We start from the raw sequence: 14159 nt of genomic DNA, 5'->3' as shown, positions 1-14159 counted from the left end.
CTCATCCTTCCTGTTACTGACCCAGCGTCAGTACTTTCTGCATCATGGTCTTGGCGGTGTTCATGATCTCGGCGTTGGTCTGGAAAGACCGGCTGGCGGAGATCATGTCGGCCATTTCCTCGACCACGTTGACGTTCGGGTAGTACACGTAACCGTCTTTGTTGGCCGAGGGGTTGTTCGGTTCGTAACGCGCTTCCAGGTTGCTCTGGTCTTCAACGATGCCGGCCACTTGCACGCCCTGGCCGCCATCGCCGCTGTCGTTGAACAGCGAGCCGCTGTCACCGCTGCCGCCGCCCATCTGGTTGCTGAGCATGGTCGAGAACACCGGGTGGCGGGCACGGTAGGTCTGGTCGAGGCTCGAGCTCACGGTGTCGGCGTTGGCGATGTTGCTGGCCACGGTGTTCAGCCGGGTGTTCTGGGCGCTCATGCCGGTGCCGGCGATGTTGAATACGCTAGAAAGTGACATGGCTTACTCTCCCTTCAGGGCGGTGACCAGCCCTTTGAACTTGTTGTTGAGCAGCGTGAAGCTGGCCTGGAAGTCGACGGCGTTCTGCGCGTAGTTCGAGTTCTCGATCTGCGCATCGACGGTGTTCTGGTCCATCGAAGGCTGCGACGGCACCCGGTACTTCAGGGTGCTGTCGGCGCTTTCGTCGAAGCCATCGGCCTCGATGTGGTTAGCGTTGGTGCGCTCAAGCGAAAAGGTCCCGCCAGAAGTCTTCTGGGCCTGGCTGGCGAGCACGGACGAGAAGTCCATGTCGCGCGCCTTGTAGTTGGGGGTGTCGGCGTTGGCAATGTTGTTGGCCAGCACCTCAGCGCGTTTGGCCCTGAAGTTCAGCGCTTGCTCGTGGATGCCGAGCGCTTGGTCGAAACTGATGCCCATGGTCGAAAACCTCTGACGGCGGAAATTCGTACTGCTACCGGGTCTATAGCAACCGCTGTGCCAACTTTGCACAAGCCCCATTCCAGAGGCCTCCACCCGTACATCGGCAGGGCCTATGCCAGAAAAGCGGCAAGGGCTTTCCGGCGGGAGCGGCAAAAGCGGCAAACAGCGGCGCCAGGACAATTGCCGGGCGGGGGCCGCCGGCAAATTGTCATGCGTGAGGGGATTGCAAGGGGTGGGCCAACAGAGGGGTGGCGCGGGCGGGAGGGGATGAAAGGTGTGCCGTAATGCTGTTCACTTAAGCAATCAGAGCGCTGAATTGAGGATGAAAAGCCCTGACGTCTCTCGATGGTTTACCGAGCGCATGGCCTGGCTGGCCCTTCGCCCGGCACAGCCGGAGTGCCGGACCACGGCCTCCCACCAGATTTGTGTAAGTACTTGATTTAATGGGCAACACAGAACCCGTGGGAGGCCGGCTGTGCCGGGCGAAGGGCCCTGGAGCTCATGCACAAAATCAGCAGAGCTCACATATTCATGCCCTCCACGAGGCCGTGAAGTTGCTTAAGTGAACAGCATTACGGCACAGCCGGCTGTGCCGGGCGATGGGCCCTAGCAGGCTGCCGGCTTAGAAATCGTCTTTATCGAACCGGCGCGCTTCGCGCTGCAGTTGATAGACAAAGCGCTCGACGTTGCGGCTGGTCAGCCCGCTCATGTTATGAAAGCGCACGCCGGCGAAGGTGGTGTCCAGGCGCTCTTCGAAGTGCAGGTGGCGCAGCTCGACCGCGGTGCTGATCGGGCCGAACGGCAGGGCTGCGGCATAGCGCTCGTACACTTGGCCCAATTGCAGGTGGCTGGTGATGTCGCCATCAAAACGCAGCTTGCAGCCGGTGGCGGAAATATCCAGCAGCTTGCCACGCAGTTTGTCTGCCATTTTGTCGCCGGCCAGCTCCACATCGACCAGGGCCGAGAGCTTGAGGGCGGCGCGGAAGGCATTGCGGCGCTGGTGGTAGATCACCTCGGAGGGCAACGCGCCGCGGTAGCCGCGGCCGTTTTCGTTGTCGATCAGGGCCACCGGGCCGGCCACGTCCCAGGCGATGCGCACACCGTCGTGGAAGCCTTCGACCTTGAAGCTCTCCCCCGCCAACATGTAGCGCTCGCCGTCACGCGGGATCAGCTCATCGAGGATCACGCTGCCGGCGTCGCGGTCGACGTCGATCACGTAGCTCTGGAACCGCTGGTTACGCTCGGTAAAGGTGATGATCAACGGATCGTGGCCATCCTGCAGGGCACGCAGGTTGGCGATGATTTCGAGGGGCGTCGTCAGCACCTTCGGTGGCTGCGGGGCATCGTCGGCCGAGCTGTTGAACACGATCAGGGAATCTCCAGGCTAAAGGTGACGCATGCATCCATAGCATTGTGCCACCTTTTTATCACGTCGCGATATGGGCACGTCAAGCCTGGCTAAAGGCGCGGATGGTACCCAGCTTCGAGGTGGCCCCGCGGGCAGTATAGAGCGACGGCGCCTCGCCCCCGTTGAGGATGCGCAGTTGGTTGGCGGTGGCATGCTGCTGCATGCGGATCGCCCGGCCGTTCTCGTCGTTGGCCTGCTTGCAGCGGGCAAGGATGTCACTGAGCATGTCGCCCTTGGCCAACAGTTCGTTGCCCAGCGGCGAGATTTTCGCCAGGTGCTGCAAGCCTTCGCGGTCGGTGCTCATGCCCAGCATGGCCAAGGCCTGGCTACGCTGGCGGCCGTGTTGCTGCAACTGCACGATCAGCGACTGCTTGTGCGCCAGGATGTTTTCCAGCAACGGCATGTCACGGCCACCCAACGCCTGCGCTTCGACCTGAAGCAGTTCGAGCAATTGCTGGGCGGGGGCCAGGTCACTTTCGATCAGATGAAGCAATGCGGTGTCTTGCATGGCGGCTCGAACTCACGGAGAAATACCGGTGATGCCGTGCCAGGCGTGGGCCTTAGCGATCGGCTTCCAACTTAAGCATGTTCGCGGCGGTTTTCGTCGGGTCGACGTTGTAACTGCCGTTGGCGATCTGTTCTTTCAACTGCGCGACCTTGCTGGCGTTGACCACCGGCTGGTTTTGCAGGTCACTGGTGACCTTCTGCAGGAACTGCGCGCTGTCGCTCAGTTGCACGCTTTCACCGGCCGCGCTGGTTTTGCTTACGGTGGTGTCGGTGCTCACGGCTTCAGTGGCGCGAGTGCTGCTGGTACGGGTAGTGCCGGTGACGGGGGTGGTACCGCCGTTCACCCGGTTAAAATCAATAACCATGATGTGAAAACCTCTGGGGATTCTGGACGCTTGCCATGTTTTCGACGCTGGGGCGAAAAACTTTAGGTTTTTTTTCGCCAAGGCCCAGAGCGCCTGCAACCAGAGGGCAAGTCTAGGGAAAACCCGGGGGTACCGCCACTGCCGTGGCGTATCTACATCGCCACTTCTACTTGCCCGGGGCCTGTGACCCGAGCTTTGACCACACGATTGGAGCGCAGGTTGCGCACGCGGATCTGTTCACCTTCACCGCCATCGGCCAGGGCCTCGCCGGGCATCTTCACGGCGATGCCGCCAACGCCGGCGCTGATCACCACCTGGTCACCCTTGCGCACCAGCTCCGGCCGTTCCACCTGCACCGGCGACAGCACCTGGTCCATGGCCACCGGGCGTACCAGTTTTTGCCCCACCGCCTGGCCGAGGTCGGTCAGGTAGCCTTGGCTCAGCGGGCCGACGTCACGCTCGCGCAGCGCGACGTCGGTTTGGCCGATCACATCGTCACGCTTGAGCGGGCGGGTCACGGTGACCACCGGGCGGAACAAATGCACCTGCGCCGGCACGAACACCGTCCACGGCGTGGAGCCTTCGCAGCGCACCTTCACCACCACCCGGCCAATCGGCGTGGCGGGGCTTTGCAAGGTGGCGCCGAGTTGCTGGTCACAGCCGGGCATGCTCAGGCGCGGGTCGAGGTTGTTCACTTCTACCTCAGGCCGGCCTTCGATCTGCGCGGTCGCCAAATAATCTTCTACCGTGAACTCAAGAAACCCCTGGGTGACACCGATAAGCTGTTCGGGCAAGGTGGCATCATCGGCTTGTGAGCGTCCAGAACCGAAGAGGCACAGTGCGGTAACCAGCCCAAACAGGCTGTGGATCAGATGTCGTGAAAATGGCGTTTTATCGTTCATGGCTGGGCTTGAGCAAGGCCTGTGCCAACTTGCTTGAAAAGCTGGCCAGCGGTAGCGCCGCGGGCCCGACAGTTTAACGCGGAGGCTTCAAACATGGCTGGTGTAATGGATTCAGTGAACCAGCGCACACAATTGGTAGGGCAGAACCGCCTTGAACTGTTGTTGTTCCGTCTCAACGGCCAGCAGTTGTATGGGATCAACGTGTTCAAGGTCCGCGAGGTGCTGCAATGCCCCAAGCTGACCTTGATGCCCAAGTCCAACCCTGTGGTGCGCGGCGTCGCCAACATTCGTGGCGCGACCATTCCAATTCTCGACCTGGCGCTGGCCACCGGCGGGCGCAGCCTGGAGAAGATGGGCGACGCGTTCGTGATCATCACCGAGTACAACACCAAGATTCAGGGGTTTCTGGTGCACTCGGTGGAACGCATCGTCAATATGAACTGGGAAGGCATTCACCCGCCGCCCAAGGGCACCGGCCGTGACCACTACCTCACCGCCGTGACCCGGGTCGACAACCAGTTGGTCGAAATCATCGACGTGGAGAAGATCCTCTCCGAAGTGGCGCCGATGTCCGAGGCGATCAGCGTTGGCGTGGTCACCGAGGAAGTGCAGCAAAAGGCCGTGGCCATGCGCGTGCTGACGGTCGACGACTCGTCCGTGGCGCGCAAGCAGGTCAGCCGCTGCCTGGAAACCGTCGGCGTTGAAGTCACCGCGCTGAACGACGGCAAACAGGCGCTGGACTACCTCAAGGCGATGGTCGAAAAAGGTGAAAAGCCCGCGGAGGAATTTCTGATGTTGATCTCCGACATTGAAATGCCCGAGATGGACGGCTACACCTTGACTGCAGAGATCCGCAATGACCCGCGGATGCAAAACCTGCATATCATTCTGCATACTTCGCTGTCGGGCGTGTTCAACCAGGCGATGGTCAAGAAGGTCGGCGCCGACGACTTCCTCGCCAAGTTCCGCCCAGACGACCTCGCCGCGCGCGTGGTCGAACGTATCAAGGCGCGCAGTTAACGCGCCGCAAGCAGTAATCCGGGGGCCTGGCCCCCGGTCACATTCATGATTCAAGGGGCACCCGCGTTGTCAACGGCCAATCTCGATTTCGAACAGTTCCGGGTTTTCCTGGAAAAAGCCTGTGGCATCCTGCTGGGGGAGAACAAGCAGTACCTGGTCTCCAGCCGCCTCAACAAACTGATGGAACAGAACGGCATCAAGTCGCTGGGTGAACTGGTGCAGCGCATCCAGGCCCAGCCCCGAGGCGGCCTGCGTGAACAGGTGGTCGACGCCATGACCACCAACGAAACACTGTGGTTTCGCGACACTTACCCCTTCGAGGTGATGAAAAACAAAGTCATCCCGGAAATGCTCAAGGCCTCGCCGGGCCAGCGCCTGCGGGTATGGTCGGCGGCCTGCTCGTCGGGCCAGGAGCCGTATTCGCTGTCGATGACCTTCGACGAATTCGAGCGCAGCAACCCCGGCCAACTGCGCATGGGCGCGCAGATCGTTGCGACCGACCTCTCGCCGTCGATGCTGGCCAACTGCAAAAGCGGCGAGTACGACAGCCTGGCGATCGGCCGCGGCCTGTCGCCGGAACGCCTGCAGCGCTTTTTTGACAGCCAGCCCGGCTCGCGCTGGGCGGTGAAGGCGCCGATCCGCCAGCGCGTGGAGTTCCGCCCGTTCAACCTGCTCGACAGCTACGCGGTGCTGGGCAAGTTCGACGTGGTGTTTTGCCGCAACGTGCTGATCTACTTCTCCGCCGAGGTGAAAAAAGACATCCTCAAGCGCATCCACGGCACCCTCAAGCCGGGTGGTTACCTGTTCCTTGGCGCCTCCGAGGCGCTCAACGGCCTGCCCGAGCACTACCAGATGGTCCAATGCAGCCCGGGGATCATCTACCAGGCCAAGTAACGCGCACCACAGGAGGCCCTGATGCCCGACCGCCACATGCCCCCTGCCCTGCGCTTCATGCTCGCCGCCCGCCGAATGGAACTGGGCGGCCTCGAAGGCCTGGCGTTCACCTGCGAGCTGGTCACCCAGATCAGCCAACTGGTGCACGCCCTGCAGCGCGAACGCGGCTATTCCAACCTCTACCTGGGCAACCCCGACCAGGTGCACCTCGGCCAGCTTGAGCGCCTGAGCGACGAAGCGCTGGCGGTTGAGCGCTCGGTACGCGCGCGCTTCGAAGCGATGGACCTCGAGGCCAGCAGCGCGGTCGACCGCGCGCGGCTGTTCAACCGCATCGCCTACGTGCTCCACGGCCTGGAAGAACTGCCGCGGCTGCGCCGGCGCATCCGTGAGCGGCTGATCCCCGCGCTGGACGCCACCGCCGCCCTTACCCGGCTGATCGGCGGCCTGCTGGCGGTGGTGTTCGAAGCCGCCGACACCGCGGCAGACCCGGCCATCACCCGGCTGCTGGTGGCGATGTTCAACTTCATGCAGGGCAAGGAGTTGTCTGGCCAGGAACGCGCCACCGGGGTGGCCGGGTTTACCGCCGGCTACTTCGACGACGCCCTGCGCCAGCGCATGGAACACCTTGGCCACGCCCAGGAACGCTGCTTCGAAACCTTCACCGAGTTCGCCAACGCCGAGGCCCTGGCGCTGTGGCAGGCACTGTTGGCCCAGGAATGCACCGCGCAGATCGAGCGCCTGCGCGTGCTGGCGGCGCGCACCCACACCCAGGCGCGGGTCGACGCGGGGCTGTCGGAGCTGTGGTTCGAGGTCACCACCCAGCGCATCGACGCGATGAAAACCCTCGAAGTGCACCTGGCCGGCAGCCTGCTGGTGGCCTGCCAGCGCAGCATCCAGGCAGCGCGCACGGACCTCGAAAACCACCGCCTGCTGCTCGGCCGCCTGGCCAGCCTGGAAACCAGCAACGAGGCCGAGCAACCACGGCTGTTCAACATCCAGGCCAGCGACCTCGACAGCAACCTCAGCGAGGCCCTGGCGCCACACCTGGGCCGCTCGGTGCTCGACCTGCTGCACGCGCAAACCCAGCGCCTAGCCACCGTCAACGACGAATTGGAGCAAGCCCGCCAAGCGCTGAACGACCGCAAGGTGGTGGAGCGGGCGAAGAAATGGCTGATGGACAGCCACCAGCTCTCGGAACCGGAGGCTTACGCACGGCTGCGCCAGGCGGCGATGGACCGCGGGCAGAAGCTGGTGGAGGTGGCGCAGCAGGTGTTGCAGGGGTAGGCGCACGGGCGATGGGCCCTCGAAGGCAACCTACTCCGGGTACTCTGCTCGGCTTTTAAACACCACATACAGCGGCGCTAGATCTTCTTCGCAGACTAAGCCTTGATTGATCATCGCCGCATGCCCAAATGGCTGATCCGTTGTTCAAATTGTACTGCGCTCATTCGTACCCCCTCTAACGTGGGCGTTTTTACTTCAGGCATCTGGTTTGATGAGGCTGAAGATGATCATTTTTACTTCGAGTGACTCGAGGTAATTCAACATGAGCGTAACATTGGGAAAACGATCAGATGGCAAGGTCAGCAGTTCCCAGCCCCCGGTCTGCCAAACCGGCGCAGGCATCCTGACCGGGCCAGAATAGTGCTGTGAAGGGCCAAACCACTCGCGCGCCATGCGCTGGTCCATGCCTGCCACGAACGGCGCAGGTAGTTCACCTGCATACGCCACGGTCAGGGGTGTGGATTTAACCAGCGTGATATATAAACTCTGAAACACCTCGCTCTCAGCATCAAACTCCATTTCCAAGCCAGCTTCCAGTTCGAAATACAGATGCCAGTCTCCTTCAAACACTTGAAATAATTCCCCATCGGGAATAACGCCATTTTCAATCAACTGCTTATGGGTCAGCCCCAGATTGGCAATCAAGGTTTCGATGCCCAACGCCCCCATGAGCTTAGACGGCGGCGTGGCCATTGGCATATGTGGAAAATCCTCTAAAATACTTTTACGGGCCATACTCCAAACTCCTTGTTAGCAGCGCGAAAGCCTGCCCATTTATATGAGTTTGCCTACAGGCTTCAGTTATTTTTCCCCTTCTGACTGAAGGCGATCATCTCCACCTCAAGGGACTCGAGATAATTCAACGTCAGCGTGGCGTTGGGGTAGCGTCCCGCCGGCAAGGTCAGCCGTTCCCAACCCCCGGTCTGCCATACCGGCGCAGGCATCCTGACCGGCCCAGAATAGTGCTGTGAAGGGCCAAACCACTCGCGCGCCATGCGCTGGTCCATGCCTGTCACGAACGGCGCAGGTAGTTCACCCGCATACGCCACAATCGACGGTGTAGTTTTAACCAGCGTAATATATAAGTCCTGAAACACCTCGCTCTCGGCATCAAACACCATTTCCAAACCAGCCTCTAGCTCGAAATACAGATGCCAGTCGCCTTCAAACACTTGAAATAATTCCCCATCGGGAATAACGCCATTTTCAATCAACTGCTCATGGGTAGAACCCAAGTGGGCAATCAGCGCTTCAATTCTAGATGCACTCATCACTATTCTCCTTGTTTCCGGTGAAGCACGTACCACAGTGCGCGCGCCCTTTCAATACTTCAGTGCATTCGGCTTCTAGGAGGCCAGCTTTGATCGCGCTCACATCATTGACGCGCAAAACAGCCAATTCATTTCAAAACTTTATCAGAGGGTACCGCCTTGCAAAAACGCAAACACCCGAGGACGCGAACTATATAAATATCACCGCCACCGCAACAGCCGTTTTTCTTTGCAGAATATTTAGACAAGAGAGGCCGGCTGCGCCGTAATGCTGTTCACTTAAGCAATCAGAGCGCCAAATCGGGAGTGAAAAGCCCTAATGACTTCAGGTGGTTTTACTGAGCGCGTGACCTGACTGGCCCTTCGCCCGGCACAGCCGGAGTGCCGGACCACGGCCTCCCACCAGTTTTGTGTAAGTACTTGATTTACGGGGCAACACAGAACTGGTGGGAGGCCGGCTGTGCCGGGCGATAGGCCTAGAAGCTCATGCACAAAATCAGCAGAGCTCACAGATTCTTCCGCCCCATGAAGCCCTGAAATGGCTTAAGTGAACAGCATTACGGCTGTGCCGGCCAAAGGCCCCCCGCAGCCCCCTACGCCCGGCTGGAATCCACCCGCCGGCGCAGCCACTGCCGATACGGCACCGGCTCCCCCGCCCCCACTCGTTCGTCGAGGGTCAGGCACCAACTGCCGGTGGCCACCTGCAAGTCGATCGCCGCCGGTTGCCCCAGGTGGGCGAAGCCCAGCCGTTCATGCAGGGCGATGCCGGCGCTGCTGGCCAGCGGCAGCGTCACGTACAGCGCCAGAAACCCTTGCTCGGCCAGTTGCGCCGCCAGGTGCCGGTAGAGGGCCTCGGCCACTGCCCCTTGATGCGGGCCGGGCCAGGCGTGCACGGCCACTTCCACCGACCAGCGAAAACCCGCCGCCGCGCGGTGGGCGCGGGCGTAGGCGAAGCCGATCAGGGTGCTGCCCTGCTCGGCCACCAGAAACGGCAAATGGCCGAGGGTCGCGCTGATCAGCGCGGCCGCCTCCAGGCCTTGGCCCAAAGCATCCGCCGCCAGCCCGGCAACGGCGCTGCCGGGTTGCCGGTACAACTGGCAGACCGCGCGCCCATCGGCGGCGCGGGCGGTTCTTATCGTTGTCATCACCATTGCGCATTTCCCAACTGCGGCCCGGGTCCAGAACAGTGTGGATCCACTGTCCAAAACGAATCAACTGCGTGCGGATGTAAGGCATTGATCCATATCAAAAGTGCCGCTGCCAGGCACGCCTGGGTCGCCCCCATGCTCAGGCTGTGACGGCCGTCACGTTGGCCGCCAAACTGGACAACCACGCCAGCGTTGCCCACCCTGAAAGCACAAGAACAACAGGCGTGTGCCCGATGAACATCCTCTACGACGAACGCCTCGACGGCCCGTTGCCGCCGGTGGACCGCCCGCGGCTGGCCGCGGCGCTGCGCGAGGCCGCCCCTGGCCTCACGCTGCTGGAGCGCCGCGAAGAGCTCGCGCCCTATGAATGCGACGGCCTGGCCGCCTACCGCACCGCGCCGCTGCTGGTGGCGCTGCCGGAGCAGCTGGAACAGGTACAGGCCGTGCTGCGGGTGTGCCACCGGCTGAATGTTCCGGTGGTGGCCCGCGGCGCCGGCACCGGGCTTTCCGGTGGCGCGCTGCCGCTGGCCAGTGGGGTGCTGCTGGTGATGGCGCGCTTCAAGGCGATCCTTGAGATCGACCCGGCGGCGCGCTGCGCGCGGGTACAACCCGGGGTGCGCAACGCGGCGATCTCCCAGGCGGCGGCGCCCTACGGGCTGTACTACGCCCCCGACCCGTCTTCGCAGATCGCCTGCTCCATCGGCGGCAACGTGGCGGAAAACGCCGGCGGCGTGCACTGCCTCAAATACGGCCTGACCGTGCACAACATCCTCCAGGTGCGCATGCTGACCATGGCCGGCGAGCACCTCACCCTCGGCAGCCAGGCGCTGGACGCCCCCGGTTTCGACCTGATGGCGTTGTTCACCGGTTCCGAGGGGCTGCTGGGGATCATCACCGAGGTCACCGTGAAGCTGCTGCCCAAGCCGGAGGCGGCGCGGGTGCTGCTGGCCAGCTTCGACAGCGTGGCGGCCGCCGGCCACGCGGTGGCCGAGATCATCGCCGCCGGGATCATCCCCGGCGGCCTGGAGATGATGGACAACCTGGCGATCCGCGCCGCCGAGGCGTTCATCCACGCCGGCTACCCGGTCGAGGCCCAGGCCATCCTGTTGTGCGAGCTCGACGGCGTCGAAGCCGACGTGCTCGCCGACTGCCAGCGGGTCGAGGCGCTGTTGCGCGCGGCGGGCGCGGCGTCAGTGCAGCAGGCTTGCGACGAAGCCGAGCGGCTGAAGTTCTGGGCCGGGCGCAAGAACGCCTTCCCCGCCGTGGGCCGGCTCTCGCCGGACTACTACTGCATGGACGGCACCATCCCCCGCCGGGCGCTGGCCGAGGTGCTCGAAGGCATCGCCCGGCTGGCCGAGCAGCACGGGCTGGCGGTGGCCAATGTGTTCCATGCCGGCGACGGCAACATGCACCCGTTGATCCTCTTCGACGCCAACCAGCCCGGCCAACTGGAACGCGCCGAGGCCCTGGGCGGGGCGATCCTCGAGCTGTGCGTGGCGGTGGGCGGCAGCATCACCGGCGAGCACGGCGTGGGCCGAGAGAAAATCAACCAGATGTGCGCGCAGTTCAGCAGCGCCGAGATCGAGGCGTTCCATCGGGTCAAGGCCGCCTTCGACCCACAGGGCCTGCTCAACCCCGGCAAGAACATTCCCACCCTGCAGCGCTGCGCCGAATACGGCGCGCTGCATGTGCATCACGGCCAGGTGCCGTTTCCTGAACTGGAGCGTTTCTGATGGGCACCTGCGACGCCAGCGCCAGTTGGCAAGAACAGGTGCGCGCGGCCCTGGCCGACGGCGTGTGCCTGCACCTGCGTGGCAGCGGCAGCAAGGCGCACCTGGGCCGGGCGGTACAGGGCCGGCTGCTCGACACCCGCGAGCACCGCGGCATCGTCTGCTACGACCCCGCCGAGCTGGTGATCAGCGCCCGTGCCGGCACGCCCTTGGCCGACGTGGAAGCGGCGCTGGCCGAACGCGGCCAGATGCTCGCCTTCGAGCCGCCGCGCTTGGGCCCTGGCGCCACCCTCGGCGGTACCCTCGCCTGTGGCCTGAGCGGCCCGCGCCGGCCCTGGGCCGGGGCGCTGCGTGACTATGTGCTCGGCACCCGCGTGCTCAGTGGTGATGGCCAATGGCTGCGCTTTGGCGGCGAGGTGATGAAAAACGTCGCCGGCTACGACCTGTCGCGGCTGATGGCCGGCAGCCAAGGCTGCCTCGGGCTGATCGGCGAGGTGTCGCTCAAGGTGTTGCCGCGCCCTCGCGCGCGGCACAGCCTACGCCTGCCGATGCCGCTGAAAGAAGCCCTGGCACGGCTGGCCGAATGGGGCCAACAGCCGCTGCCGTTGTCCGCGGCCAGCCACGACGGCCAGGCGCTGTTCCTGCGCCTGGAAGGCGGCGAAGGCTCGGTGCAGGCCGCCGCCGAGCGCCTGGGCGGTGAGCCGTTGCACGATGAGTTCTGGGCCGAGGTGAACGAGCAGCGGCTGGGGTTTTTCCAGCAGCCGGCGCCGCTGTGGCGCCTATCGTTGCCGCCCAACAGCGCCGACCTGGCCCTGCCCGGCCCGCAGTGGGTCGACTGGGCCGGCGCCCAGCGCTGGCTGAAAACCACCGCCCCGGCCAGCACCGTGCACGCCCTGGCGGCCGGCGCCGGTGGCCACGCCAGCGCCTGGCACGCGCACCCGGCCGGCGCCCAGCCGCTGCCCGCCGCGCTGCTGGCACTGCACCAACGGCTCAAGGCGGCCCTGGACCCTCACGGCCTGTTCAACCCCGGCCGCCTGTACGCGGAGCTATAGCCCATGCAAACCCACCTGAGTGAGCACGCCCGCGGCCTGCCCCGCGCCGAAGAAGCCGAGCGCATCCTGCGCAGCTGCGTGCACTGCGGCTTTTGCAACGCCACCTGCCCCACCTATCAATTGCTCGGCGATGAACTCGACGGCCCGCGCGGGCGCATTTATCAGATCAAGCAGGTACTCGAGGGCGAGCCGGCCACCGCGCAGGTGCAGCAGCACCTGGACCGCTGCCTGAGCTGCCGCAACTGCGAAACCACCTGCCCGTCGGGGGTGCAGTACCACAACCTGCTCGACATCGGCCGCGCCGAGGTCGACCGCCAGGTGCCGCGCCCGGCCGGGCAGCGCTGGCTGCGCCTGGGCCTGCGGCAACTGGCGGCGCACCCGGCGGCGTTCCGCGCCGCCCTCGCCCTGGGGCAAACCCTGCGCCCGCTGGTGCCGGCGGCGCTGCAGGCGAAGCTGCCCGCCAACGCGCTGCCGGCGCTGGCCCGGCCCACCCGGCAGCACCCACGGCGCGTGCTGATGCTCGAAGGCTGCGTGCAGCCGGGCCTGGCACCCGGCACCAACGCGGCCGCCGCGCGGGTGCTCGACCGCCTCGGCATCAGCGTGGTGGCGGCCAGCGCCGGCTGTTGTGGCGCCATCGACTACCACCTCGACCACCAGGCCCAGGGCCTGGCCCGCGCCCGCCACAACATCGATGCCTGGTGGCCGGCGCTGCAGGCCGGCGCCGAAGCCATCGTGCAAACCGCCAGCGGCTGCGGCGCGTTCATCCAGGACTACGCCCACCTGCTGCGCGATGACCCGGCTTACGCCGCCAAAGCCCAGGTGGTCAGCGAACGGGCGCTGGACCTCGCCCAGGTGCTGGCGCGCGAACCGCTCGGCGCGCTCACCCTGAGCGAGGCGCCGCGCCTGGCCTTCCACAGCCCGTGCACGCTGCAACACGCCCTGCGCCAAGGCGGGCAGACCGAAGCCCTGCTGCGGCGGTTGGGGTTTCACCTCACCGGCGTGGCAGACGCCCACCTGTGCTGCGGCTCGGCGGGCACCTATTCACTGACCCAACCGGCCCTGGCCCGGCAACTGCGCGATCAGAAGCTCGCCGCGCTGGAAAGCGGCCAACCGGCGTTGATCGCCACCGCCAACATCGGCTGCCAAAGCCATTTGAACAGCGCCGGGCGCACGCCGGTGCTGCATTGGGTGGAGGTGTTGGAGCGGGCCCTGATGGGGTAAAAATACCTGCATGGAGGTATTAAAGGCCATTCGTTACCCACATGTAGGTGTTTTTAAGCCAAAACGGCCTTGCATGGCCTCACCCATTTGCTACGCTTTGCGCATGCCAAAGGAGCCTGCCCATGCCGCGTAGAACCTACAGCCCCCATACCCTTTCCGTGGCCAAAGTGCTCGGGGCGCAGATCAAGATCCAGCGCAAACTGCGCCACCTGACCCTCGCAGCCCTGGCTGAGCGCGCGGGCATCTCCCGCAGTTGGTTGCAACGCATCGAGGCCGGCGACCCGCGTTCGGAAATGGGCGTGGTGTTCGAGGTCGCTCACCTGGCCGGTGTCGAGTTGCTGGCCGCCGAGGCTGACATCCCCAGCATCGAAAAACGCCAAGCCGAACGGCTTGCCCTGTTGCCGGCCGCCGTGCGCCCTCGCCACATAGAGGCCAACAATGACTTCTAAACCACGGGACTGTTTTGTTTGGGTG

At 64.2% G+C, this 14159-nt stretch carries 16 protein-coding genes; 7 read left to right on the top strand and 9 right to left on the bottom strand.

The features are described 5' to 3' along the window. Window positions 1-13: 13 nt before the first annotated feature. The 6 genes from flgC to flgA all read right to left on the bottom strand — a co-directional run bounded on the left by flgC (window position 14) and on the right by flgA (window position 4065). Complete coding sequence (gene flgC, locus ACFZCE_RS14690) at window positions 14-466, bottom strand: flagellar basal body rod protein FlgC (RefSeq protein ID WP_390940157.1); 453 nt, start codon at window positions 464-466, stop codon at window positions 14-16. A 3-nt stretch (window positions 467-469) separates the two neighbouring features. Then, the gene (flgB, locus tag ACFZCE_RS14685; protein WP_390940154.1) at window positions 470-880 is read right to left on the bottom strand and encodes a flagellar basal body rod protein FlgB; all 411 of its coding nucleotides are present in this window, start codon (window positions 878-880) and stop codon (window positions 470-472) included. Between the two features lie 625 nt (window positions 881-1505). Beyond that, the gene (locus tag ACFZCE_RS14680) at window positions 1506-2249 is read right to left on the bottom strand and encodes a flagellar regulator YcgR PilZN domain-containing protein (protein WP_390940152.1); all 744 of its coding nucleotides are present in this window, start codon (window positions 2247-2249) and stop codon (window positions 1506-1508) included. A gap of 82 nt (window positions 2250-2331) precedes the next feature. Next, window positions 2332-2799 carry a flagellar export chaperone FlgN gene (locus tag ACFZCE_RS14675; RefSeq protein WP_390940150.1) on the bottom strand — a complete coding sequence of 156 codons (468 nt, stop codon included), beginning with the start codon at window positions 2797-2799 and terminating at the stop codon, window positions 2332-2334. Between the two features lie 52 nt (window positions 2800-2851). Continuing rightward, a complete protein-coding gene (flgM, locus tag ACFZCE_RS14670; protein ID WP_390940148.1) occupies window positions 2852-3163 on the bottom strand; it encodes a flagellar biosynthesis anti-sigma factor FlgM in 312 nt (103 codons plus the stop codon). A 152-nt stretch (window positions 3164-3315) separates the two neighbouring features. Continuing rightward, on the bottom strand, window positions 3316-4065 hold the full coding sequence (flgA, locus tag ACFZCE_RS14665; protein ID WP_390940146.1) for a flagellar basal body P-ring formation chaperone FlgA: 750 nt from the start codon (window positions 4063-4065) through the stop codon (window positions 3316-3318). A gap of 93 nt (window positions 4066-4158) precedes the next feature. Between flgA and ACFZCE_RS14660 the strand changes: the two genes are divergently transcribed. The 3 genes from ACFZCE_RS14660 (at window position 4159) to ACFZCE_RS14650 (ending at window position 7263) form a co-directional block, all read left to right on the top strand. Further along, the gene (locus tag ACFZCE_RS14660; protein ID WP_390940144.1) at window positions 4159-5085 is read left to right on the top strand and encodes a chemotaxis protein CheW; all 927 of its coding nucleotides are present in this window, start codon (window positions 4159-4161) and stop codon (window positions 5083-5085) included. 66 nt (window positions 5086-5151) lie between these two features. Continuing rightward, a complete protein-coding gene (gene cheR, locus ACFZCE_RS14655; protein ID WP_390940142.1) occupies window positions 5152-5979 on the top strand; it encodes a protein-glutamate O-methyltransferase CheR in 828 nt (275 codons plus the stop codon). Window positions 5980-6000: 21 nt separating this feature from the next. Continuing rightward, on the top strand, window positions 6001-7263 hold the full coding sequence (locus tag ACFZCE_RS14650) for a nitrate- and nitrite sensing domain-containing protein (protein WP_390940140.1): 1263 nt from the start codon (window positions 6001-6003) through the stop codon (window positions 7261-7263). A 195-nt stretch (window positions 7264-7458) separates the two neighbouring features. Here the strand turns inward: ACFZCE_RS14650 and ACFZCE_RS14645 are convergent, their stop codons facing one another. From ACFZCE_RS14645 to ACFZCE_RS14635, 3 genes are all read right to left on the bottom strand, one after another. Then, window positions 7459-7998, bottom strand: a complete 540-nt coding sequence (locus ACFZCE_RS14645) for a DUF6392 family protein (protein WP_390940138.1) — start codon at window positions 7996-7998, stop codon at window positions 7459-7461. A gap of 62 nt (window positions 7999-8060) precedes the next feature. Further along, on the bottom strand, window positions 8061-8534 hold the full coding sequence (locus tag ACFZCE_RS14640) for a DUF6392 family protein (protein ID WP_390940135.1): 474 nt from the start codon (window positions 8532-8534) through the stop codon (window positions 8061-8063). Window positions 8535-9127: 593 nt separating this feature from the next. Further along, entirely contained in the window at window positions 9128-9679 is a 552-nt protein-coding gene (locus ACFZCE_RS14635) for a GNAT family N-acetyltransferase (RefSeq protein ID WP_390940133.1), read from the bottom strand. A 236-nt stretch (window positions 9680-9915) separates the two neighbouring features. On the opposite strand from ACFZCE_RS14635, the gene glcD reads away from it, so the two are divergent. The 4 genes from glcD (at window position 9916) to ACFZCE_RS14615 (ending at window position 14134) form a co-directional block, all read left to right on the top strand. Continuing rightward, window positions 9916-11415 (top strand): glycolate oxidase subunit GlcD, encoded by a 1500-nt coding sequence (glcD, locus tag ACFZCE_RS14630; RefSeq protein ID WP_390940131.1) that lies wholly within the window; start codon window positions 9916-9918, stop codon window positions 11413-11415. After that, window positions 11415-12464, top strand: coding sequence for a glycolate oxidase subunit GlcE (gene glcE, locus ACFZCE_RS14625; RefSeq protein ID WP_390940129.1), 1050 nt, complete (start codon window positions 11415-11417; stop codon window positions 12462-12464). The genes glcD and glcE overlap by 1 nt, the downstream gene beginning before the upstream one ends. Before the next feature lie 3 nt (window positions 12465-12467). Beyond that, entirely contained in the window at window positions 12468-13685 is a 1218-nt protein-coding gene (gene glcF, locus ACFZCE_RS14620) for a glycolate oxidase subunit GlcF (protein WP_390940127.1), read from the top strand. A 122-nt stretch (window positions 13686-13807) separates the two neighbouring features. After that, a complete protein-coding gene (locus ACFZCE_RS14615) occupies window positions 13808-14134 on the top strand; it encodes a helix-turn-helix domain-containing protein (protein WP_390940125.1) in 327 nt (108 codons plus the stop codon). The last annotated feature ends 25 nt before the right edge of the window (window positions 14135-14159 follow it).

Source organism: Pseudomonas sp. NPDC007930 (assembly GCF_042958985.1).
In the GTDB taxonomy this organism is placed as follows: domain Bacteria; phylum Pseudomonadota; class Gammaproteobacteria; order Pseudomonadales; family Pseudomonadaceae; genus Aquipseudomonas.
This window is presented reverse-complemented; position numbering and strand designations above follow the sequence as displayed.